General features: G+C 63.9%; 22 protein-coding genes. 15 read left to right on the top strand and 7 right to left on the bottom strand.

The features are described 5' to 3' along the window. Positions 1-81: 81 nt before the first annotated feature. The 3 genes from IVB32_RS25210 to IVB32_RS25220 all read left to right on the top strand — a co-directional run bounded on the left by IVB32_RS25210 (position 82) and on the right by IVB32_RS25220 (position 2,416). Positions 82-1,623: a DEAD/DEAH box helicase gene (locus IVB32_RS25210; RefSeq protein ID WP_051112971.1), complete on the top strand. Its 1,542-nt coding sequence runs from the start codon at positions 82-84 to the stop codon at positions 1,621-1,623. A 23-nt stretch (positions 1,624-1,646) separates the two neighbouring features. Next, on the top strand, positions 1,647-1,934 hold the full coding sequence (gene infA, locus IVB32_RS25215) for a translation initiation factor IF-1 (RefSeq protein ID WP_007599789.1): 288 nt from the start codon (positions 1,647-1,649) through the stop codon (positions 1,932-1,934). Positions 1,935-2,203: 269 nt separating this feature from the next. Beyond that, positions 2,204-2,416: a cold-shock protein gene (locus IVB32_RS25220; protein ID WP_007599788.1), complete on the top strand. Its 213-nt coding sequence runs from the start codon at positions 2,204-2,206 to the stop codon at positions 2,414-2,416. A gap of 101 nt (positions 2,417-2,517) precedes the next feature. Here the strand turns inward: IVB32_RS25220 and IVB32_RS25225 are convergent, their stop codons facing one another. The 4 genes from IVB32_RS25225 to IVB32_RS25240 all read right to left on the bottom strand — a co-directional run bounded on the left by IVB32_RS25225 (position 2,518) and on the right by IVB32_RS25240 (position 5,479). Next, positions 2,518-3,138, bottom strand: a complete 621-nt coding sequence (locus IVB32_RS25225) for a TadE/TadG family type IV pilus assembly protein (RefSeq protein WP_039799130.1) — start codon at positions 3,136-3,138, stop codon at positions 2,518-2,520. A 23-nt stretch (positions 3,139-3,161) separates the two neighbouring features. After that, complete coding sequence (locus IVB32_RS25230; RefSeq protein ID WP_026232791.1) at positions 3,162-3,734, bottom strand: TadE/TadG family type IV pilus assembly protein; 573 nt, start codon at positions 3,732-3,734, stop codon at positions 3,162-3,164. 270 nt (positions 3,735-4,004) lie between these two features. Continuing rightward, positions 4,005-4,499 carry a pilus assembly protein N-terminal domain-containing protein gene (locus tag IVB32_RS25235; protein WP_018454676.1) on the bottom strand — a complete coding sequence of 165 codons (495 nt, stop codon included), beginning with the start codon at positions 4,497-4,499 and terminating at the stop codon, positions 4,005-4,007. Positions 4,500-4,651: 152 nt separating this feature from the next. Then, entirely contained in the window at positions 4,652-5,479 is an 828-nt protein-coding gene (locus tag IVB32_RS25240; protein ID WP_018454677.1) for a sterol desaturase family protein, read from the bottom strand. A 261-nt stretch (positions 5,480-5,740) separates the two neighbouring features. Here IVB32_RS25240 and IVB32_RS25245 point away from each other — a divergent pair, with 261 nt between their 5' ends. From IVB32_RS25245 to IVB32_RS25290, 10 genes are all read left to right on the top strand, one after another. Next, complete coding sequence (locus IVB32_RS25245) at positions 5,741-5,905, top strand: Flp family type IVb pilin (RefSeq protein WP_007599783.1); 165 nt, start codon at positions 5,741-5,743, stop codon at positions 5,903-5,905. A gap of 73 nt (positions 5,906-5,978) precedes the next feature. Further along, positions 5,979-6,119 (top strand): hypothetical protein, encoded by a 141-nt coding sequence (locus IVB32_RS25250; protein WP_162496356.1) that lies wholly within the window; start codon positions 5,979-5,981, stop codon positions 6,117-6,119. Between the two features lie 122 nt (positions 6,120-6,241). Beyond that, positions 6,242-6,766 (top strand): prepilin peptidase, encoded by a 525-nt coding sequence (locus IVB32_RS25255; protein WP_018454679.1) that lies wholly within the window; start codon positions 6,242-6,244, stop codon positions 6,764-6,766. 127 nt (positions 6,767-6,893) lie between these two features. After that, positions 6,894-7,691: a Flp pilus assembly protein CpaB gene (gene cpaB / locus IVB32_RS25260; protein WP_018454680.1), complete on the top strand. Its 798-nt coding sequence runs from the start codon at positions 6,894-6,896 to the stop codon at positions 7,689-7,691. Positions 7,692-7,702: 11 nt separating this feature from the next. After that, the gene (locus IVB32_RS25265) at positions 7,703-9,178 is read left to right on the top strand and encodes a type II and III secretion system protein family protein (RefSeq protein ID WP_026232792.1); all 1,476 of its coding nucleotides are present in this window, start codon (positions 7,703-7,705) and stop codon (positions 9,176-9,178) included. Positions 9,179-9,195: 17 nt separating this feature from the next. Beyond that, the gene (locus IVB32_RS25270) at positions 9,196-9,933 is read left to right on the top strand and encodes a CpaD family pilus assembly protein (protein WP_018454682.1); all 738 of its coding nucleotides are present in this window, start codon (positions 9,196-9,198) and stop codon (positions 9,931-9,933) included. Beyond that, positions 9,930-11,198 (top strand): AAA family ATPase, encoded by a 1,269-nt coding sequence (locus IVB32_RS25275; RefSeq protein WP_018454683.1) that lies wholly within the window; start codon positions 9,930-9,932, stop codon positions 11,196-11,198. Before IVB32_RS25270 ends, IVB32_RS25275 begins: the two co-directional genes overlap by 4 nt. 21 nt (positions 11,199-11,219) lie before the next feature. After that, positions 11,220-12,683, top strand: a complete 1,464-nt coding sequence (locus tag IVB32_RS25280) for a CpaF family protein (protein WP_026232793.1) — start codon at positions 11,220-11,222, stop codon at positions 12,681-12,683. A gap of 16 nt (positions 12,684-12,699) precedes the next feature. Further along, entirely contained in the window at positions 12,700-13,677 is a 978-nt protein-coding gene (locus IVB32_RS25285) for a type II secretion system F family protein (RefSeq protein WP_026232794.1), read from the top strand. A gap of 9 nt (positions 13,678-13,686) precedes the next feature. Further along, positions 13,687-14,661 carry a type II secretion system F family protein gene (locus IVB32_RS25290; protein ID WP_018454686.1) on the top strand — a complete coding sequence of 325 codons (975 nt, stop codon included), beginning with the start codon at positions 13,687-13,689 and terminating at the stop codon, positions 14,659-14,661. Between the two features lie 74 nt (positions 14,662-14,735). Here IVB32_RS25290 and IVB32_RS25295 read toward each other — a convergent pair whose 3' ends face one another. The 3 genes from IVB32_RS25295 to IVB32_RS25305 all read right to left on the bottom strand — a co-directional run bounded on the left by IVB32_RS25295 (position 14,736) and on the right by IVB32_RS25305 (position 17,651). Next, positions 14,736-15,563, bottom strand: coding sequence for a tetratricopeptide repeat protein (locus tag IVB32_RS25295; protein ID WP_026232795.1), 828 nt, complete (start codon positions 15,561-15,563; stop codon positions 14,736-14,738). A gap of 94 nt (positions 15,564-15,657) precedes the next feature. Continuing rightward, positions 15,658-17,166 (bottom strand): metallophosphoesterase, encoded by a 1,509-nt coding sequence (locus IVB32_RS25300; protein ID WP_085361622.1) that lies wholly within the window; start codon positions 17,164-17,166, stop codon positions 15,658-15,660. A gap of 281 nt (positions 17,167-17,447) precedes the next feature. Next, complete coding sequence (locus IVB32_RS25305) at positions 17,448-17,651, bottom strand: hypothetical protein (RefSeq protein ID WP_018454690.1); 204 nt, start codon at positions 17,649-17,651, stop codon at positions 17,448-17,450. A gap of 202 nt (positions 17,652-17,853) precedes the next feature. On the opposite strand from IVB32_RS25305, the gene IVB32_RS25310 reads away from it, so the two are divergent. Together IVB32_RS25310 and IVB32_RS25315 are read left to right on the top strand one after the other, a co-directional pair. Continuing rightward, positions 17,854-19,227 (top strand): leucyl aminopeptidase family protein, encoded by a 1,374-nt coding sequence (locus IVB32_RS25310; RefSeq protein ID WP_085361623.1) that lies wholly within the window; start codon positions 17,854-17,856, stop codon positions 19,225-19,227. After that, positions 19,220-20,110, top strand: coding sequence for an NlpC/P60 family protein (locus IVB32_RS25315; RefSeq protein ID WP_018454692.1), 891 nt, complete (start codon positions 19,220-19,222; stop codon positions 20,108-20,110). The genes IVB32_RS25310 and IVB32_RS25315 overlap by 8 nt, the downstream gene beginning before the upstream one ends. Position 20,111 lies beyond the last annotated feature (1 nt).

Genomic DNA, 20,111 nt, shown 5'->3' on the forward strand with positions numbered 1-20,111 from the left:
CTTGCCCCATCCCATCAAGCCATCCGACACCCCAAACACGCAGGTGTCCCACTCGACACCCTTTTGCGCGCGCCGCGCCGAATGCGCCGGGCGCCCGCTTTTGACATGGAAAGAACCCATCTTTTGACTTCGTTTCAGGATTTCGGCCTCGCCGAGCCCATCGCCCGTGCTCTCACCGAAGAGAACTACGTCACCCCCACCCCCATCCAAGCCCAGACAATTCCGACCGCGCTGACCGGCCGCGACGTCGTCGGCATCGCCCAAACCGGAACCGGCAAGACCGCGTCCTTCGCGCTGCCGATCCTGCACCGCCTGCTCGAGAATCGCATCAAGCCGCAGCCGAAGACGACCCGCGTCCTGGTGCTGTCGCCGACCCGCGAACTGTCCGGCCAGATCCTCGACAGTTTCAACGCCTATGGCCGTCACATCCGCCTGTCCTCGACGCTCGCCATCGGCGGCGTGCCGATGGGCCGTCAGGTCCGCTCGCTGATGCAGGGCGTCGAGGTGCTGGTCGCCACCCCCGGTCGTTTGCTCGACCTCGTGCAGAGCAACGGACTGAAGCTTGGCAGCGTCGAATTCCTCGTGCTCGACGAGGCGGACCGCATGCTCGACATGGGCTTCATCAACGACATCCGCAAAATCGTCGCCAAGCTGCCGATCAAGCGGCAGACGCTGTTCTTCTCGGCCACCATGCCGAAGGACATCGCCGAGCTGGCCGACGCCATGCTGCGCGACCCCGCCCGCGTCGCGGTGACCCCGGTCTCCTCGACCGTGGAGCGCATCCAGCAGCGCATCATCCAGGTCGACTTCTCCGCCAAGCCGGCGTTCCTCGCCCAGCTGTTGAAGCAGGAGCAGGTCAACCGCGCGCTGGTTTTCACCCGCACCAAACACGGCGCGGACAAGGTGGTGAAGACGCTCGAGAAGGCCGGCATCCCCGCCAGCGCCATCCACGGCAACAAGTCGCAGAACCACCGCGAACGGACACTCGCTCTGTTCCGCACCGGCGAGATCCGTACCCTGGTCGCCACCGATATCGCCGCCCGCGGCATCGATGTCGACGGCATCACCCACGTCATCAATTTCGATCTGCCCAACGTGCCGGAGACCTATGTGCACCGCATCGGGCGCACCGCGCGCGCGGGTGCCGAGGGCACCGCGATCTCGCTGGTCGCAGGCGGCGAGGAACTCGCCTATCTCCGCGACATCGAGCGGCTGATCAAAGTGGCGCTGCCGCGTGAGGATCGCCGCACCGACGCCGGCCGCCGCGATGCGGGCCCTCCCCCGCAGCAGCAACGACAGGGTCGGCCGGGCCGCCCGGGCCAGCGTCCGCAAGGCGCAAGGCATGGTGAGGGACGCCACGCTGACGGTCGCCGTGCCGACGAAAGGCATGCGGACGGGCGCCACCACAGTGCCGCCAAGCAGGGCGACGGAAGGCCCGGCAGTGGCCCGAAGGCAGCTCCTCGCAGCCGCTCCGGAGGCAAGGCGCATTCTTCGCCAAACGCCCGTCCGGAACAGCGTTCCGCGCATAGCGCCGGGGCGTCTGATGGGATACAAGGCGTTGCCTTTTTGCGCCGCGAGAGTCGGCCGAACGGCCAACCGAACCGCAAACCCCATTCGCACTAGCCGTCCACGACCTGGAGAAATTCATGGCTAAGGAAGAGCTGATCCAGTTCGAAGGACTGGTCACCGAAATCCTCCCCGACGCGCGCTACCGCGTGCAGCTCGACGCCGGACACGAGATCGTCGCCTACACCGCCGGCAAGATGAAGAAGAACCGCATCAAGACTCTGGCGGGCGACCGCGTGACGGTAGAGATGTCGCCCTATGACCTCGAAAAGGGCCGGCTGATTTTCCGCCACAAGGACGAACGTCCGAGCGGGATGGGCGGACCTCCGCGTCCCGGACAGCGCGGCGGCCAGTTCCGCCGCCGCTAGCGGGGGCCCAGCGCGCGAGCGCGGACCTGTAATTCCGACGTGTATGCTGATCCGCCGTGACCATCACGGCGGATCAAAAAATCGTGCACGTCAGCATTGTTTTGGGTGTCTGTTTCCAATAAAATGACTTAATCGATTTTCGGCCGGACGACATTAGCATCCACCGGTACAGCCGGTTCAGACACGCTGACGACCCTTCCAAAAATTCGATCTAACCTGTCCGCGCAAGCGGGCTCTGACATTGTGTTATCTGAGAAGGGACTACCCCCATGAGCATGGGAACCGTGAAGTGGTTTAACGCGACCAAAGGCTTCGGCTTCATCCAGCCCGACGATGGCGGCCAGGACGTGTTCGTTCACATCAGCGCTGTGGAGCGTGCAGGCCTCGGCACGCTGCGCGAAGGTCAGAAGATCTCCTACGAGATCGTCGCCGACCGCCGTTCCGGCAAGTCGGCAGCCGACAACCTCCGCTCCGCCGGCTGAGCCTACCGCTTACGGGCCCCGATCGGCTCGAGCGAACCAATCAATGAAAAGGCCGGGCGCGATGCCCGGCCTTTTTTTATTCCAGGATCTGCTCTCGTATTTCAGCACGGCGACTTTACACCCGTGTAAGGAACGCAGGTGACCTGGCGCGGCCGCGTGTAGGAGACATCGCTCAGCGTGATGCCCGTCTTCAGGACGAATTTGACAGAAGGCGTGTAGACGTAACTCGCCTGACTGAAGATAAGGTAGGTCGACGCGATCAAGAGCGATGGCGGAATCATCGAGGTGACCGTGGTGCCAGCTACCAGAGTCGGGGGCGGAGCCGTCAGCGTGGCCTGCGTCGCACCGTTGGCAATGGTGGCGGACTTGCTCCATTGAATCTTGGCGACCTTGCTTGAGTCGATATAGATCTGAAGGACCGTGCCGTTCACGAGCGTAGCGTCGTACGGCATGATCATCGATATGCTTGCCGTGAACGTGTCCTGCATGTCGCCATCGTCGACCGATGTCGACTGCGACGTCAAATCGGACAGAGTCCGTGCAATCATTGTGACTTTGCGATTGATCGCCACGGCCGATGAAAATTCGACGGTCCCGAAGAACATCACCAGCATCAGCGGCACGATGACCGCGAACTCGGTCGCCGCGATCGCACGCGTGTCGGCGACGAAGTCGCGCACGGAGTTACGGGCATTCCTCCAGATATTCGCAATCGCCTGCATCTGTCCGCTCGGATCCATCTGTCTCAGAAGGGTTCATTCTTGAAGGCCGCGGTCGCAATCAGCAGCCGCTTGTTGTTGCAGCCCATGTTGAAGCCAAGGCCAGTGACGAAGAGCGGCCACTGATAGAACAGCCGCACCACGACGACCTGGTTGGCGGCCCCGGCACTGTACTGCACGCCGGTTGGATTGAAGCTGCAGGAATCACCATAATTGGTGAGGCTCAGCGCTCCGAACGAGTTTGTACTCACGACGTCGACGTAGAGCTTGGTGCAATCAAACAGCGCCGGGATCTGGCTGCAGACGTAAGCCTTGAACGTCGTTTGCGAGCAGGGTGTGCTGACGCCGGAGACCGCGCAGGCCGTGAGCGTGCCGGATTGCGCCTGCCCGGTCAGCAACACGCGCGCAGAATTTTGCGAGGCACTCTCGAGCACCTGGCTCGCCAGGAACATCAGCGCCGACTCGATGATGGCGAACAGCAACGCAAAGAACATCGGCGCAACGAGCGCGAACTCGACGGCTGCGGAGCCGCGGCGGCTGCCACGAAACCGGCGCAACGTGGCGAGGAGCCTGAATCTCGTAGGTGCAGGCGAAGGCATCAAATTCCCCAGCAGCAGCAATCATCTGCCATGTTCAATAGCGGAAACTGATTGTTTAAGTGTTTCAGGCGATCCGCACCCGGCGGCCCGGGCCGTTAAGAGCGCGTTAACCGCGAACGACCCGGACCAGGGAGACGAGGACACGGAAAGAGAAACTCGCGCGCGTGCGGCGGGCGGGGACGATCCTTGCCCCCAAATCCGCCAATCAAACTTGCTGGTTGGTCTTACTTGGTTCGTCTTACTTGGTTCGTCTTGCTCAGTTCGCCTTAGTCAGTTCGTCTTGGCGCCCGCACCGGCACTGCCGCTCGCCGAGCTGCTCAACGAACCGGCCTGGCTCATCGTGCTGTTGAAGTAGGTGTCGCTGTCGCCGAGCGTCACGCGGCGCTGGCAAAGCGGCGCGCAGCTGTAGGACTCGCGTTCGATCCCGCGATAGACGGTAACGAGCCGGTCGCTCGGACCTTCGACCTGGACCTGGCGGTCGACCAGGATCTCGCCGCCGCGGTCGAGCGCGATGAAATTGGTGGCGCCATAGCCCTTTCCGGTGACGACGATCATGCCGCCGGGCTGGAGCGTGACGTCGGCGATCAGGGGATTGCCGACCACGATGGTTGCCACCTTGCCAGGCAGCCGCACCAGCTTGGCCTGGTCGACATTGACGGCGATGGTATCGGCGGACTCGGCAATGACGGCAGCCGGCGATGCCAGCACCGCTGTCGCAACCAGAAGACAGACGCGCGCATGACGGCGCAGCAGTTGTTTACGCATACTCTTACCCCCGGGACGTCACAAACCGGCAGAAGCGATCAGATAACAGCCGAGCCGGTGCCCGACCCGGCTAACCTGCCCTCAATTCGTGAACGTTCCGCAAACTCTCGGACTATTGTTTGAACGGACTGGCGTTCGCGGCTCTCGAGAACCTAGCGGCGGAACGGATAGGCAAGCTGCCCTCCGATTTCCTTCGGCATGGTGGCTTCATCCTTGCCGTAATCCTGCGGCAGTTGCCCCTCGGGCATGCGGAAAGTGCCGAACAGCAAGTCCCAGATCGGGAACGTGCCGGCAAAATTGGTGTCGCCGCCCTCTGCTAGCGCGGTGTGGTGCCAACGGTGGAACACCGGCGTCGCCAACACATATTTGAACGGCCCGAAGGTCCAGTTCAGGTTGGCGTGCACGAAGGCCGAATGGAAGGTCGTGAACGGGGCGAGCCAGACCATGGCGTTCGGCGAAATGCCGGCCATCAGCAGCACGACGTCGACCGCGATGGTACCGAGCACGAGATTGACGGGATGGAAGCGTGCCGCAGAAATCCAGCTGATCTCCTCCGAGGAGTGGTGGATCGCGTGGTACTTCCAGAACCCACCGCCGTGGAACAACCGGTGCAGCCAGTACAGCATGAAATCGGACAGCACCAGGAACAGCATGGCCTGGACCCAGAGCGGCAATAGCGCCAGCGAGCCGTGGCCATTGTCGTAGAAGGCGATGAGCCCGTCGGCATCATGGATGTTGAAGACGAAGCTCGCACCGACGATCAGAAGGCCGATCCGCATGACACGTGCGAACACCGGAACGATAAACCAGTAGCAGATGTCCGTGACGATCTCCCGCTTGCGCCACCACGGCACGCCGGGATTGCAGGCCCAGACATGCTCGAGCACGGTGAAGACCACCGCGAGCGCGAAGGTCGCGGGGATCACCTTCGCGATGGTCTCGCCAAGCATCAGGGCGATTTCCATGGGCAGGCTCGACATTGTCGCCTCTCTTGCGAATTGCTGGTCCCGCCTACGCGTACTCCCCCAAATTTAAGGGAGGGTGAAGCCGGTGCTGCGCTTGCTGCACATCCGGAACCGGAACGAATTGCAGCTGGCTGCCTTAAGGCGAAATTCACTCTGGCCAGCGGCAAGCGCGTTTGCCCGATCGAATTAACTCTCCCGAAAGAGCTCGGATCTCATGGTCGTTGCGTCAAGCACACCGCCGAACGAGGCGATCCCACCCCAGATGGAGTTTTGTTCATGAAGAACCTGATTGCGCGTTTCGCGAAAGATGAATCCGGCGCCACCGCCATCGAATACGGTCTGATTGCCGCCGGCATCGCGCTGGCCATCATCACCGTCGTCAACAATCTCGGCACCACGCTGAACGCCAAGTTCACCTCGATCAGCAGCTCGCTGAAGTAGGCGATCGATCAACGACTGCAAAAGCCCCGGATTTCCGGGGCCTTTGTTTTTAAGACGGCGAGTTCCAGTGGCGTTGAGCAAGTACAGAACCGATGCCGTGGTCGCGGCGAACGCGGCCGAGGCGGCGCAGACCGGCTCGCCGGCTTACTGGGTCTGCCTGGCCCTGCTGCTTGCGACCGTCGCGCTCGCCGCACGCATCGCCTCCCTCTGGTGAGCACGCCTTCGGCTGGTTCTACCCCTCAAGACCGCCGCCGCCGTTTTCGGTTTGTTTAGCACTGCCGGCTAGAATCCGGCGACGCCAGCTCCGCGGCACACCCAGGCCTCAAGACGCAGCCCATGATCCTCGACCTTGCGCGCCTTCTGCTCTTCCCGGCCCTGATGGCGTTTGCCGCCGCAAGCGATCTCTTCACGATGACGATCTCCAACCGCGTATCGCTGGCGCTGGTCGCCGGCTTTTTCGCGCTCGCTCTCGCCGGTGGCATGGCACCTTACGAGATGCTGGGCCATGTCGGCGCCGGCGCGCTCGTCCTAGTCGTGGCCTTCACCTGTTTTGCGATGGGCTGGGTCGGTGGCGGCGATGCCAAGGTGGCGGCCTCCGTCGCGCTTTGGTTCGGGTTCGCACAGCTGATGAACTTCCTGCTCTACGCCTCGCTGTTCGGCGGGGCGCTGACGCTGCTCCTGCTCCAGTTCCGGCAGTGGCCGCTGCCTTACGGGCTCGCTGGCCAGACCTGGCTCGCGCGGCTGCACGCCAAGGACAGCGGCATTCCCTACGGCATCGCGCTCGCACTGAGCGCGCTGATGGTCTACCCGGAGACCGAATGGGTGAAGGCGATCGACCTCGCTCACCTCGCATTGCGCTGAACGCATCGGGTAAACCCGGCGTTAAGGCGATTTAGATACGCCTCATTAACCATGCTTTGACGAATAGCTGGTCAACTGCCGATTACGGCGGCGTCAGCGTCGCGGCGTTTGTTGGAAAGTGAAGCGTATGAATAGGGCACGCATTGTCGTCCTGACGGTCGCCATCTGCGCCGGCGGTGTCGCCGCGTATCTGGCGAGCGGCTCGGACAATTCTGCACCGCCTCCTGCTCCGGTCGCGCAGCTTCCCACCGTCGACGTCCTGGTCGCGAAAAACGACATCGGCCTCGGCCAGACCGTCAAGCCGGAAGACGTGCAATGGCAGACCTGGCCGTCCGCGACCGCCAGCGCCACCTTCATCCGCCGCAACGAGCGCCCCGAGGGGGTAACCCAGGTCACCGGCTCGATCGCACGATCTCCCTTCATCCAGGGCGAGCCGATCCGGGACCAGAAGCTGGTCAAGGCCGAAGGCTCCGGCTTCATGGCGGCAATCCTGCCCACCGGCATGCGGGCGATCTCGACCGAGATCTCGCCGGAAACCGGCGCAGGCGGCTTCATCCTGCCCAACGACCGCGTCGACGTGCTTTTGACGCGCCGTCTCAAGAACCCGGACCAGAGCAGCGGCGCTCCCGATGTCGTCACGTCCGAGATCATCCTGGCCAATATCCGCGTCCTGGCCATCGACCAGGCTCCCAAGGAGAAGGACGGCCAGAACGCGGTGGTCGGCAAGACCGTCACTCTCGAACTCAATCCTGCGCAGACTGCGACGCTCTCCTCCGCACGCCAGAGCGGCACGCTGTCGCTGGCGCTGCGCAGCATCGTCGATGTCAAGCTGAGCGAGATCACGCTCGATGACTCCGCACAGAAGCGCGAGGGCATTTCGATCATTCGGTACGGTATCCCAAGCTCGACGGCGAAGGCACGATGAGGACTGTCGACATGAAATGCAGGGCGAATTTGGCGACGATGCGAACCCCGGTGGTCCGCGCCCTGTCGTTTTCGGCCGCCGTCGCGCTCGCGCTCAACCCGGTGCTCACCCCTGTGGTCGCCGCCGACTATCGCCCTGTGGCGCAGGCTGCGGCCGACGGTCAGATGAACGCGCGATTCCTCTCGCTCGGCATCGGCAAGTCGATCGTGATCGACCTTCCGCGCGACATCAAGGACGTGCTTGTCGCCGATCCGAAGATCGCCAACGCGGTCGTCCGCTCGGCGCAGCGTGCCTACATCATTGGCGCCTCGATCGGGCAGACCAACATCGTGTTCTTCGATTCCGCCGGCCAGCAGATCGCGGCCTATGACATCGCGGTCAAGCGCGACCTCAACGGCGTGCGGGCCGCGCTGAAGCAGGTCCTGCCGAACTCAGACATCCAGATCGACGGGCTAGGCGACGGCATCATCTTGACCGGCTCGGCCGCGAATCCGGCCGAAGCCCAGCAGGCCAACGACCTCGCCGTGCGCCTCGCCGGCGGCCCCGAGAAGGTCGTGAACTCGATCGTGGTCCGCGGCCGCGATCAGGTCATGCTCAAGGTGACGGTCGCGGAAGTGCAGCGCAGCATCGTCAAGCAGCTCGGAATCGACCTCACCGCCAACCTCAGCTACGGCACCTCGGTCGTCAGCTTCAGCAACTCCAATCCGTTCACGGCTCTTGGCCACAACCTCGTCGACGGCAATAACCTGACCACGAAGTTCGGCGCGGCCCCGTCGGTGCAGGCCACGCTGCGTGCGATGGAGACCGCGGGCGTGATCCGGACGCTGGCCGAACCGAACCTGACCGCGATCTCCGGTGAATCGGCAACGTTCATTGCCGGCGGTGAATTTCCGGTGCCTGCGGGCTATGCGTGCGACCCCACCACGCACGTCTGTACCACCCAGATCAGCTTCAAGAAGTTCGGCATCTCGCTCAACTTCACCCCCGTCGTTCTCACGGAGGGCAAGATCAGCCTGCGGGTAATGACCGAGGTGTCCGAGCTCTCGAACGAAAACGCGATCACGCTGTCCCAGGCCGTGACCTCGACCTCGGTCAACTCGCTCACGGTGCCCTCGATCAAGACCCGCCGCGCAGAAACCTCGCTGGAAATTCCCTCAGGCGGCGCGATGGCGATGGCTGGCCTGATCCAGCAGCAGACCAAGCAAGCGGTCAGCGGACTGCCAGGTCTGATGCAGCTCCCGGTCCTCGGCACGCTGTTCCGTAGCCGCGACTTCGTCAACAACGCGACCGAGCTGGTCGTGATCGTGACGCCCTACATCGTTCGCGCAGTTGCGCAAAAGGACCTGTCGCGGCCGGATGATGGCTTCTCCGCACCGGCTGATCCGCAGGCCGAACTGCTCGGCAACATCAACCGCATCTACGGCGTGCCCGGCCGGACCGAACCGGCCAAGAACTACCGCGGCACCTACGGCTTCATCACCGACTGAGGCGGAACGGGGACTTCATGAAGATCACTAGACCACCCCAGATTCGCAGGCGCGCCATCCACCTCGGCGGCGCGCTCGTCGGCATGGCGCTCGCCCTAGGCGGCTGCCAGCATGACGAAGCGGTCACGGCCTCCATTCCCGACGACTACAAGCAGCGCCATCCGATCGCGATCGAGGAGCAGAATCGTTCCATCGTCGTCTTCGTCGGCCATGCCCGCGGCGGCTTGACCGCCGCCCAGCGCGCCGACGTGATGGGCGTCGCGTCGGCCTGGATGCACGAAGGCACCGGCGCGATCCGGATCGACGTACCGTCCGGCACGCCCAACGCGCGTCCGGTCGCGGACACCATGCGCGAAATCCAGGCAATGCTGTCGGCGGCGGGCGTTCCGCCGCGCGGCATCAACGCCCGCTCTTACACGCCGGACGACAAGCGATTCCTGCCGCCGATCCGCCTCACCTATTCCAAGATCGCCGCAGTCGCGGGTCCCTGCGGCCTGTGGCCGGAAGATATCGGCCCTTCGATGAAGAACAAGAGCTGGTTCGAGAACAAGGACTACTACAATTACGGCTGCGCCTATCAGCGCAACCTCGCAGCGATGGTCGACAATCCGTCGGATCTCGAGCAGCCGCGGCCCGAAACGCCGTCCTACACGCCGCGGCGGACCGCCGCGTTCGAGAAGTATCGCAAGGGAATGCCGACGGCGGTCGCCTATCCTGAGGCCGACAAGGCCAAACTCAGCGACACCGGCAGATGATCAGCTACGCTCGCCAGCCCCAAGAAGATCAGTCCGAGGCATCGCTCCCACCGGTCGAGGAGCATATTGCGCCGGCGCCCCGCGTTTCCGTCCAGGCTTTCTGCGAGACCGTGGAAACGGCGGCCGCCGTGCAGTCAGCCGGCGAAGATCGCCGTCTCGGCAAGGCCCATCTGAAGATCCAGATGGGCGGAATGGCGGCTGCGGTGGAAGCCTACCGCTCGGCCCCCACGCCGAACGTGATCGTGCTCGAAAGCGACGGCCGCAACGACCTCCTGGGCGGGCTCGACCATCTCGCGACCGTCTGCGATGCCGGCACCCGCGTGGTCGTGATCGGCCGCATCAACGACGTCACGCTCTACCGCGAGCTGGTCCGCCGCGGCGTCAGCGACTACGTGCTCGCGCCGGTCGGCGCGATCGACGTCGTGCGCTCGATCTGCAACCTGTTCTCGGCGCCGGAAGCCAAGGCCGTCGGCCGCATTATCGCCGTGGTCGGGGCCAAGGGCGGCGTCGGCGCATCAACCATCTCCCACAATGTCGCCTGGGCGATCGCCCGCGATCTCGCGATGGACGCGGTCGTCGCCGACCTCGACCTCGCCTTCGGCACGGCCGGACTCGACTACAACCAGGATCCACCGCAGGGCATTGCCGACGCCGTATTCTCACCCGATCGCGTCGACACCGCCTTCGTCGACCGCCTTCTGTCGAAATGCACCGACCACCTCAGTCTGCTGGCGGCGCCGGCGACGCTCGACCGGGTCTACGATTTCGGCGCCGACGCCTTCGATTCCGTGTTCGACACGTTGCGCTCCACGATGCCCTGCATCGTCCTCGACGTTCCGCACCAATGGTCGGGCTGGACGAAACGCGCCCTGATCGGAGCGGACGACATCCTGATCGTGGCGGCGCCCGACCTCGCCAATTTGCGCAACACCAAGAACCTGTTCGATCTCCTGAAGGCCGCGCGCCCCAACGACCGGCCGCCGCTCTACTGCCTGAACCAGGTCGGCGTGCCGAAACGGCCCGAAATCGCCGCGGCGGAGTTCGCCAAGGCGATCGAGAGCCAGCCGGTCGTCTCGATTCCGTTCGAGCCGCAGATCTTCGGCTCGGCGGCCAATAACGGCCAGATGATCGCGGAGATCTCGGCCAACCATAAGTCGATCGAGATGTTCCTTCAGATCGCCCAGCGCCTGACCGGCCGCAGCGAAACGAAGAAGCAAAAGTCGTCCCTGCTTTCACCCCTGATTGACAAGTTGCGGGGAAAATAGGTCGCCGCATGGAGTTTTTAAGTGTTCGGTAAGCGTAGCGGAACAGACGCCGACGCCCGGGCCCCGAAGCCCGGTGCCGTGTCGCCAGAGCCTGCCCAGGCTTCGGCGCCCGCCATGTCGCGCGTGCCGCCGCCGCCGGCAATCTCCTCGCCGCCGCTCGCCCCGGCGAAGCCTGCGCCGACCATGGAAGCCCGCCGCTCGGACAATTATTACGAGGTCAAGGCGACCATCTTCGGCGCGCTGATCGAGGCCATCGACCTCGCCCAGCTTGCCAAGCTCGATTCGGAGTCCGCGCGCGAGGAAATCCGGGACATCGTCAACGAGATCATCGCGATCAAGAACATCGTGATGTCGATCGCCGAGCAGGAAGAGCTGCTCGACGACATCTGCAACGACGTCCTCGGCTACGGTCCGCTGGAGCCGCTGTTGTCGCGCGACGACATCGCCGACATTATGGTCAACGGCGCCGACACCGTCTACATCGAGGTCGCCGGCAAGATCCAACGCACCGGTATCCGCTTCCGCGACAATCAGCAGCTCCTCAACATCTGCCAGCGTATCGTCAGCCAGGTCGGCCGGCGCGTCGACGAATCCTCGCCGATCTGCGACGCCCGCCTGGCCGACGGCTCCCGCGTCAACGCCATCGTGCCCCCGCTGTCAATCGACGGCCCCACGCTCACGATCCGCAAGTTCAAGAAGGACAAGCTGACGCTCGATCAGCTCGTCAAGTTCGGCGCAATCTCGCCGGAAGGCGCGGAAATCCTCCAGATCATCGGCCGCGTCCGCTGCAACGTGCTGATCTCCGGCGGTACCGGCTCGGGCAAGACCACGTTGCTCAACTGCCTGACCAACTACATCGAGCACGACGAGCGCGTCATCACCTGCGAGGACGCCGCCGAACTCCAGCTCCAGCAGCCGCACGTGGTGCGACTGGAAACCCGCCCGCCCAACATCGAGGGCGAGGGCCAGGTCACCATGCGCGAGCTGGTGCGCAACTGCCTGCGTATGCGTCCCGAGCGCATCATCGTCGGCGAAGTCCGCGGACCCGAGGCGTTCGACCTGCTCCAGGCCATGAACACCGGCCATGACGGCTCGATGGGCACGCTGCACGCCAACAATCCGCGCGAGGCGCTATCGCGCTGCGAATCCATGATCACGATGGGCGGCTTCTCCCTGCCTTCACGCACCATCCGCGAGATGATCTGCGCCTCGATCGACGTCATCGTCCAGGCCGCGCGCCTGCGCGACGGTTCACGCCGCATCACCCACATCACCGAAGTGATGGGCATGGAAGGCGACACCATCATCACCCAGGACGTGTTCCTCTACGACATGGTCGGCGAGGACGCCAACGGCAAGATCATCGGCCGGCACCGGTCGACCGGAATCGGCCGCCCGAAATTCTGGGAACGCGCCCGCTATTACGGCGAAGAGAAGCGCCTTGCCGCGGCGCTCGACGCGGCGGAAGTGGCGCCCACGACGTGAGCAGGTCAACGCAGCCATGAACATGCAAGTCCTTGCCCTCGCCTTCCTTGCCACCGCCACCGTCGGCGGCCTCGCCTGGGTCTTCCTTTATCCAATGCTGTCCGGGGAACGGAAGGCCGAGAGCCGCCGCGCCTCGATCTCGCGGGCCGAGGCGCCCACGGCCCGCGCCGCCGAGAAGACGCAGCGCTCGCGCCGCGAGCAGGTCGAAACCTCGCTCAAGGATCTCGAGGCGCGGCGCCAGCAGGAGAAGAGCGTACCGCTCAGTGTCCGCCTGTCGCAGGCCGGCCTCGATTGGGCGCCGCAGAAATTCTGGATCGTGTCCGCCGTCGTGGCGGGCGTGCTGTTCGCAGTCGCCTTGTTCATCGGCGGCGGCCTGCTCGGTGCCGCCGGCTTCGCGTTTGCCGGCGGCCTCGGTCTGCCCCGCTGGGCGCTCGGCTTCCTGAAGAAGCGCCGTGAAAACAAGTTCCTGGCCGCCTTGCCCGATGCCGTCGACGTCATCGTCCGCGGCATCAAGGCGGGCCTGCCGCTGTTCGAATCGATCAAGGTGGTCGCCGCCGACGCGCCAGAGCCGCTGCGCTCCGAGTTTCTGTCCATCATCGAGACGCAGGCGATCGGCATGCCGCTCGGCGAGGCCTGCACGCGGCTCTACGATCGCATGCCGCTGCCCGAGGCCAATTTCTTCGGCATCGTCATCTCCATCCAGCAGAAATCGGGCGGCAACCTCTCCGAAGCGCTCGGCAACCTTTCCAAGGTGCTGCGCGACCGCAAGAAGATGAAAGAGAAGATCCAGGCGATGTCGATGGAAGCCAAGGCCTCGGCCGGCATCATCGGCTCGCTGCCGCCGATCGTGATGTTCCTCGTCTACCTCACAACGCCAGGATACATCTCGATGCTTTGGACTCATCCCACCGGCCAGCTCATGCTGGTCGGCTGTGTTGTCTGGATGTCGATCGGCATCATGGTGATGAAGAAGATGATCAATTTCGACTTCTGATGGTGTCTTATGGTAGAGTTCCTCGTTGCGAAACTTCACGACGTCCACTTCATGACGATGCTGCTGGCGGCCATTGCCGCCAGCGCCACCGTCTATACGCTGGTGATGCCGCTGTTCGCCGGCGAGGGCCTTTCCAAGCGCATGAAGGCGGTGGCGAACGAACGTGAGCGCATCCGGCAGCGCGAGCGCGAGCGCCTCCACAAGAGTGAAAAAGTCTCGCTGCGCCAGACGCCGAAGCAGCTCGTCTCGAAGGTCGTCGATGACTTCAACCTGACCAAATGGCTCGCGCAGGAAGCTGCGCGGGACAAGCTCATCATGGCCGGCTATCGAGGCCAGGCGCCCTACATCACCTTCCTGTTTGCCCGCCTGGTTGCCCCGATCGTGCTGTTCGTCGGTTCGGTCGTCTACGTGTTCCTGATCGCGCATATGCAGCAGTCCATGCCGATCAAGATCGGCATCTGCGTCGGTGCGGCCTATCTCGGACTCCAGGCGCCGATGCTGTTCCTCAGGAACGCGATCTCCAAGCGCCAACTCTCGATCAAGCGCGCCTTTCCCGATGCGCTCGACCTGCTCCTGATCTGCATCGAATCCGGCATGTCGGTCGAGATGGCGTTCCGGAAGGTCGCGGTCGAAATCGTGGGCCAGTCGATCGCGCTATCGGAGGAGTTCACCCTGACCACGGCCGAGCTGTCGTATTTGCAGGATCGCAAGGTCGCCTACGAGAACCTCGCGCGGCGCACCGGGCTCGAGGGCGTCAAGTCGGTATGTCTCGCGCTCCAGCAGGCGGAGCGTTACGGCACCCCGCTCGGCCAATCCTTGCGGGTGATGGCGCAGGAAAACCGCGACATGCGCATGAACGAAGCCGAGAAAAAGGCCGCGGCACTGCCGCCGAAGCTGACGGTACCGATGATCCTGTTCTTCCTGCCGGTGCTGTTCGTCGTCATCCTTGGACCGACTGGCATCAAGGTCACCGAGATGCAATGACCTTAGACGTGGACCGCGTACGGTCCGAGGATGCCTTCAAGATTGGAAGATCAAGATCGGAAGATCACGTCTGATCAGTCGGGCAGGCCGAGCGAGGCGACCGGCGTCCGCTTCGGCGCACCACGCCGGACGTCGCTGCGGGTCAACATTTCCTTGAGATAGGCGACATTGGCCGTAGCCTGGTCCGGCGGCAGGTCCGCCTTCACAATAGTCTCGGCTTCGGCGAAGCGGCCCTGGAGACCGACGACAAGACCGAGATTCTGCCGCACCCGCGCGCTTGCGTGCGGCGAGGCATAGGCTTGGCGCAGCGCGTCTTCGGCCTTCGGCAGATCTCTCGACAACATGTAGGACAGGCCGAGATTGGAGAGCACGCCGGGATCGCCAGGCGCGATCTTGAGCGCACTCGCATAGTAGGAGCGCGCTTCCTCGTGACGCCCCATCTGATCGAGCGCGGTACCCTGCACCGAGAGCAGGCGCCAATCCGGGTTATCGGGCGAATGCGCCTTCGACAGCACGTCGAAGGCTTGCTGGAAATTGCCGTTGTCGGAGAGCGCGCGGCCGTATTGGGCCATCAGCGCCTTGTTGCCGGGATTGGCGATGGTCGCCTGCTCGAGCACGGCGGCAGCCTGGGCGCGCTGGCCGTTGGCGCGCAGGGCCTGGCCGTAGGCGAGCGCCGCGTCGGCGTCCTTGGGATTGGCACGATAGCGCTCGCCATAGACTTCAGCAGCGCGCGCGGGATCGGTGGGAGCGGCTTCCGCCCGCGGCCCGACCGAGCCCGTGACGTCGGAGAGTTTCGACATCGCCGTGCAGCCGCCGAGACCCATGGCCACCGCTGCGACCAGCGAGGTGGACGCAAGAAGCCGGGCAAGACTTAACCGTTCACGACTGAACCGTTGACGCATGACGCTTTGACTCTCGAGCCGATTGATCGAGCCGAACGCGCCAGCAATAGACTGTTAACCCTAACGGCCGGTTAATGCTCCCGGCCCGGGCCCGTCACTGCGGCGCCTGCGGCGGCACCTCGCCGCCGAGACCCGCATCGAGGCCGAGCGCCTTCGCCTGCTCGTTCAGGTCCCGCAGCAATTGCAGTCGTTGCCGCGTCTCGATCGCGACATCGATGCCCGGACGCACGACCCTCGGCAATTCGCGTCGAAGATCGTCACGATTGACCAGACGCCTCGCGCGGAGCTCGTCGAGCTGAACGTCGTCGATGCCGAGCACATTTGCAGATTGCTCGATCAGTCGGCGCAGTAGTGACGTCACCGCGGCCTCGACATCATGCTTGCGTGCGGATCTCGAGAACTTGCTTTCCAGATCGGCCCAGACATGAGAGGTCACGAGATAGACGTGGAGCAAATTGGCCCAATCCACCTCGTCGTCGGCATAGAAGGCGCGGCGCAGCAGGAGCCGGCGCGCGAATGCTGCGACCTGATTCCGTTTCAGCGTGGTGCATGCGTCGATCTCGATGCCCGATTGGACGGCCGGATCTCGGGAAAAATCCCGTCCGGCCGGCAGTCTGACGACGCCGTGCGGCAGGTTGGAATCGAGCGGCCTGAAGACACCATCCTTGCGCGGACGTGAGTAGCGGGCGATCGCGAAGCGATACTCTGTGCGGCCGCCATGGGACATCGGGTCGGACATCGGGCCGAAATGGATGACGTTGAAGCCGGCATCGTCACCGGCCTGCCCGGTCGATGACGGACAGGACAGGACGTAGATCGTGCGCCAGAATGCTTCAGCGCTCTCGCTCGACGTGGCGCGCGGATCGGGAATCGAATAACGCGTCAGCCCTTCGACATGCCGGTGTCCGTGCAGGACCAGATCGACATTGAGCGATGTCGCCGCTTCGAGGAAGGTCGCGGGCGCGGCGAGATACATCAGCGGCTCGTCGGGCACGCCGAGAAACCGCTTTCCTTCTCCGGTCGCCTGCGGCAGTGGATGATGGTGCAGCGCCAGCACGCGCACGAGGTTTTCCACCGGCTCGGCATAATCGGCGCGGCCGCCCGACCCGAGGCTGCCCGCGAGCTTGACGCTCAGCCGCGCGGAATCCGAAACCATGGCGCTATAGGCGCTCTGGTCGACGTTGCCGCTCACGAGCGTCGTGAGGCTCGCGCGGTTGGAATCCAGCAGCACCAGATCGAGGCCGGCCTGACGGTAGTAGACGCTCTTCGAGGTCCGCGGCAAATGCAGGTAATCATAAACATCGTGGCGACCTGCACGCTGGCTCGGTCGCTTGACGTCGTGATTGCCGGCAATTGCCTGGATGTCGGTGAACAGCCCGGTCTGCCGGAAGGACGCAATGACGGCGATCGCTTCGTCGAGCGCAGGCGGCGCCGGGTCGTCCACGATATCGCCGGTGATCAGCAGGATGCGATCGGGAACATCCGCGAAGTCCGCCATCCTCTCGCGAATTGCGGCATTGAGCGTCTCGATGGTCGCAAGCAGTCGACCAGACCCGTCCAGATGCAGGTCGGAAATCTGTACGATGACGAACGATCTATCCATTTTGCGTCGCTTATTTGCGAATGCCGCGCCGCGCAAACGATGAGAGAAATGCCTTCGACGATCAGGTTCAGTCCGGTATCAATCAGCCCGGGCCATGATGAGCCGGGTAAGAATTGACCCCATCCCCTGTTGTTGCACTCCGTGCAGAACCGTACGACACAATCTAAAATATTGGGCAATAATGCCACAACCGCAGCGCTAGTAAAGCCCTGCGGCCGCTCGCGTGGATCGTGTCCTCGGCATGAGACGGGGCTCGCCCGATGATGGTTTCGCTCACCCGATCAATATTCGATAGCGAGCCTCTTGCGAATTTCATCAATGCGCTTGTCCAATGCATCGAACCGCGCGTGAACGGAGCGGTCGTGGAGATAGAAGACGTAACCGCCGGCAAGGAACGCGAATATCCAATGATGATGCTCGACATAGCCAAAAATCGCCTCGACCGCCTGCCCGATGAAGGTGACCACGCTCCACACAAATTCCATTGCATTTCCTCCCGGCCGGCTTTGTCGTCGGCCGCCGGAGATCTGCACACCTGACGGCCGTTGCCGGAACCTAGCATGGCCCCTTTGCTGCGAGTAGCGGACCGCCGAACGGTGGCAGCAAAGCTGATTGCGGCGGCGGCAAAACTCTGCGAAATCTCGTCCGTTCGTATGACCCGCTCGATCTGACGATCCGGACCCGCCAATGCCTTCTGTCTTCGAGACGTCGCCTACCGCCATCCCGATCACCTTCGTCACCAAGTCGAGCTGGGATCAGGTCGCCGAGGGGCTACCGGCGGCGCAACGCCAGTTCGCCACCGCGAGCGCCTTCACCGCAAAGCCGGGCGGCTATCTCGCGCTGCCCGCGCCCGATGGCGCGATCGCGCAAGTGCTGTTCGGGCTCGAGGACGAGGGTGCAAAATCGCGCGACCTGTTCCGACCGGGCGCCCTGCCCGGCCTCCTGCCGCCGGGCATCTATCGCTTCGCCAATGCACCGCAGGATGCACGGCTCGCCGCACTCGCCTTCGCGCTCGGCAGCTACCGCTTCGCCCGGTACCGCAAGGCCGATCGCCCCGAGGTCAGCCTCGTTCCCCCCGACGGCGTCGACGCGACCGACATCAATCGCATGGCGGACGCCGCAATGCTGGCGCGCGACCTCATCAACACGCCGGCCAACGACATGGGGCCGGAGGAGCTGGCCGCAGCCGCGCAGGATCTCGCCGCCGAATTCGGCGCAAGCTTTGCCTGCACCATCGGTGACGACTTAAAGACGAATTTTCCACTGATCCACGCCGTCGGCATGGCATCTAGCCGCGCGCCGCGGCTGATCGACATTGGCTGGGGCGACCCGGCTCATCCCAAGGTGACGCTGGTCGGCAAGGGCGTCTGCTTTGACACCGGCGGGCTCGACTTGAAGCCTCCGAGCGGCATGCTGATCATGAAGAAGGACATGGGCGGCGCCGCCAACGTGCTGGCGCTGGCGCGCATGGTGATGGATGCGAAGCTGAAGGTGCGACTGCGCGTGCTGATTCCGGCCGTGGAGAACGCGGTCGCGGGCAATGCCTTCCGCCCGCTCGACATCTTCACCTCGCGCAAGGGCATCACGGTCGAGATCGGCAATACGGACGCAGAGGGGCGGCTGGTGCTCGCCGACGCGCTGGCGCTTGCGGACGAGGAAAAGCCGGACCTGCTGATCGATCTCGGCACGTTGACGGGAGCGGCACGCGTCGCGCTGGGGCCGGATTTACCGCCCTTTTACACCAATGATGAGACGCTTGCCGCTGACGTCGCACGATGCGCGGCGAGGGAGAACGATCCGTTGTGGCGCATGCCACTGTGGCCGCCTTACGATGCGTGGCTGGATTCCAAGACCGCCACTATCACCAACGCACCATCAGGCGGCTTTGCCGGCTCGATCATTTGCGCGCTGTTCCTGCAACGCTTCGTCGAGCATGCCAGGAGCTGGCTGCATGTCGACATCTACGGCTGGACGCCGTCGGCGAAGCCCGCACGCCCCGAGGGCGGCGAGTGCCAGGCCGCGCGCGCGATCTACACATTGCTGAGCGAGCGCTATGCGTGATCCAGAACACGATCTAAGCCACGATCCAAGTCACGATCCAAGATACGATCCAAGGCTGACACCGTCGCGCGGCGACATCGCCGCGAAATACCTCGAAAGCAAGGTGCAGGCGGATCGTTTCGTCACGGGCGAGGAATTCGAGATCATCGCGGCGATCGCGCCCGTGCGCGAGCAGCCGTCGTCGAACGCGATGCTAATGACACAAGCGTTGCGCGGCGAGGGCGTCACGGTTTACGACCGCAACGGCGAAGGCTGGGCATGGGGTCAACTTTCAGGTGACGGCTATGTCGGCTGGCTGCCGGACGCAGCGCTCATGAAGCCCGCGGCCGCGCCGACCCATATGGTCAGTGCTTTACGAACCTTTGCCTTCCCCGGTCCCTCGATCAAGCTGCGGCCAGCAGACACGCTGGTGATGGGATCGAAGATCGCGGTTGCACGCGAGGACGGCAGCTTCGCCGTGACACGCGACGGACACTATCTGCCGAAGGCCCATCTCGCCCCGCTTGGTCATTGCGAGCCGGATTTCGTCGCAGTCGCCGAGCGTTTCGTCGGCACGCCCTATCTCTGGGGTGGCAAGAGCAGCCTTGGCGTCGATTGCTCCGGCCTGGTCCAGATGTCGCTGACATCGGCGGGCATCGGCTGCCCGCGCGACAGCGACATGCAGCAGGCCGGCCTCGGCCGCGCGCTGGAGCCCCATGAGCAAAGCAGCTTGCTGCGCGGCGATCTCATTTTCTGGAAAGGTCATGTCGCCATCGTCCGCGATGGCAGCACCATGGTTCACGCCAATGCGCATCACATGGCAACGGTGATCGAGCCGATCGAGCCGGCAATCGCAAGGATCAAGCAAGCCGGCAGCGAGGTCGCCGCGATCAAGCGGCTCTGAC

Origin of the sequence: Bradyrhizobium sp. 23, assembly GCF_023073295.1 — a bacterium.
In the GTDB taxonomy this organism is placed as follows: Bacteria; Pseudomonadota; Alphaproteobacteria; order Rhizobiales; family Xanthobacteraceae; genus Bradyrhizobium; species Bradyrhizobium canariense_D.

Excerpts from the sequence above, each read along its gene's own strand:
- IVB32_RS25210 (WP_051112971.1), top strand. The coding sequence starts at position 82 with ATGCGCCGGGCGCCCGCTTTTGACATGGAAAGAACCCATCTTTTGACT.
- infA (WP_007599789.1), top strand. The coding sequence starts at position 1,647 with ATGGCTAAGGAAGAGCTGATCCAGTTCGAAGGACTGGTCACCGAAATC.
- IVB32_RS25220 (WP_007599788.1), top strand. The coding sequence starts at position 2,204 with ATGAGCATGGGAACCGTGAAGTGGTTTAACGCGACCAAAGGCTTCGGC.
- IVB32_RS25225 (WP_039799130.1), bottom strand. The coding sequence starts at position 3,138 with ATGCAGGCGATTGCGAATATCTGGAGGAATGCCCGTAACTCCGTGCGC.
- IVB32_RS25230 (WP_026232791.1), bottom strand. The coding sequence starts at position 3,734 with ATGCCTTCGCCTGCACCTACGAGATTCAGGCTCCTCGCCACGTTGCGC.
- IVB32_RS25235 (WP_018454676.1), bottom strand. The coding sequence starts at position 4,499 with ATGCGTAAACAACTGCTGCGCCGTCATGCGCGCGTCTGTCTTCTGGTT.
- IVB32_RS25240 (WP_018454677.1), bottom strand. The coding sequence starts at position 5,479 with ATGTCGAGCCTGCCCATGGAAATCGCCCTGATGCTTGGCGAGACCATC.
- IVB32_RS25245 (WP_007599783.1), top strand. The coding sequence starts at position 5,741 with ATGAAGAACCTGATTGCGCGTTTCGCGAAAGATGAATCCGGCGCCACC.
- IVB32_RS25255 (WP_018454679.1), top strand. The coding sequence starts at position 6,242 with ATGATCCTCGACCTTGCGCGCCTTCTGCTCTTCCCGGCCCTGATGGCG.
- cpaB (WP_018454680.1), top strand. The coding sequence starts at position 6,894 with ATGAATAGGGCACGCATTGTCGTCCTGACGGTCGCCATCTGCGCCGGC.
- IVB32_RS25265 (WP_026232792.1), top strand. The coding sequence starts at position 7,703 with ATGAAATGCAGGGCGAATTTGGCGACGATGCGAACCCCGGTGGTCCGC.
- IVB32_RS25270 (WP_018454682.1), top strand. The coding sequence starts at position 9,196 with ATGAAGATCACTAGACCACCCCAGATTCGCAGGCGCGCCATCCACCTC.
- IVB32_RS25275 (WP_018454683.1), top strand. The coding sequence starts at position 9,930 with ATGATCAGCTACGCTCGCCAGCCCCAAGAAGATCAGTCCGAGGCATCG.
- IVB32_RS25285 (WP_026232794.1), top strand. The coding sequence starts at position 12,700 with ATGAACATGCAAGTCCTTGCCCTCGCCTTCCTTGCCACCGCCACCGTC.
- IVB32_RS25290 (WP_018454686.1), top strand. The coding sequence starts at position 13,687 with ATGGTAGAGTTCCTCGTTGCGAAACTTCACGACGTCCACTTCATGACG.
- IVB32_RS25295 (WP_026232795.1), bottom strand. The coding sequence starts at position 15,563 with ATGCGTCAACGGTTCAGTCGTGAACGGTTAAGTCTTGCCCGGCTTCTT.
- IVB32_RS25300 (WP_085361622.1), bottom strand. The coding sequence starts at position 17,166 with ATGGATAGATCGTTCGTCATCGTACAGATTTCCGACCTGCATCTGGAC.
- IVB32_RS25305 (WP_018454690.1), bottom strand. The coding sequence starts at position 17,651 with ATGGAATTTGTGTGGAGCGTGGTCACCTTCATCGGGCAGGCGGTCGAG.
- IVB32_RS25310 (WP_085361623.1), top strand. The coding sequence starts at position 17,854 with ATGCCTTCTGTCTTCGAGACGTCGCCTACCGCCATCCCGATCACCTTC.
- IVB32_RS25315 (WP_018454692.1), top strand. The coding sequence starts at position 19,220 with ATGCGTGATCCAGAACACGATCTAAGCCACGATCCAAGTCACGATCCA.